The sequence below is a fragment of the Streptomyces sparsus genome (assembly GCF_054776295.1).
Window position 1 is genome coordinate 1 of the sequence record NZ_BAAHCA010001422.1, and the last position, 861, is coordinate 861.

The 861-nt window shown below is 76.2% G+C and carries 2 pseudogenes; one reads left to right on the forward strand and one right to left on the reverse strand.

From position 1 onward, the window contains the following. Positions 1–360 (forward strand): annotated as a pseudogene (locus tag ACYVE9_RS28815) (SAM-dependent methyltransferase); the annotation flags it as partial. 52 nt (positions 361–412) lie between these two features. On the opposite strand, the pseudogene ACYVE9_RS28820 reads toward ACYVE9_RS28815, so the two are convergent. Then, a pseudogene (locus ACYVE9_RS28820) lies at positions 413–861 on the reverse strand (GNAT family N-acetyltransferase); the annotation flags it as partial.

Here is an 861-nt window from a genome sequence, read left to right on the forward strand (position 1 = left end):
GGCGGCCTGCTGTCGCTGCTGGTGCGCAACGCCGCCGCACTGGCCATGCGGCCGGGACAGGCCGGGGACTGGCCGCGGGCGCTGGCCGCGTTCGACGACGCCACGTACACCAACAGGCTCGGCCTGACCGCCCGCGCCGACCGGCTCGACGCGCTCACCGCGAGCCTCGTCGGCATCAACGCCCCCCTGCACCAGTGGTACGGGGTGCGGGTCTTCACCGACCAGGCACCGGACGACGCGTCGCAGGTGCCGGAGGGCGCGCTCTGGGAGCAGCTGATGGCGGCCGAGGAGCGTGCCGGGCGGACCGATCCCTACCGCCAGGTGGCGGCCCTGCTGCACCTCTGCGGCGTCCGCGGCTGACCTCTCGGGCCCTTCGGCCCGCCCACGCGCCACCGGCCCGAGGCGCGGCGGTTCACAGGTAGGTGCCGGACGGGATGTACGGCGAGGGCGGACGCATGCCGCGCAGGCACAGGTAGCCGTCGGGTTCGAGTTCCAGTCCGGCGGCGAACCCCACGTCCAGCGCCCACTGCTGCTCGGCGGTGAGGTCCCGCACGGTGGCGGGCGTGCCGGCGGGAACGGCGAGCAGCGCGCTCGTCAGCAGCCGGGTGGCGAGGCGGCGCGAGGTGGCCGCCAGCAGCTCCACTCGGCCGCCCGGTCCGAGATAGCAGTAGCCGCTGCCGGCCAGGTCGTCGCAGACCAGCAGTCGGAAGTCGAGCAGCAGCTGCTCGTGGTCGGGCCCGTGCGCGCCGCCGCGCAGCCGGCGGTCCACCGAGTCCAGCAGGTCGCGGTGGGCGGCTCCGCCCTCGACCACCGGGCCGTCCGGCGCCGCGAGCCGGGCGGGGTCGACGACGCCGTTCAGCC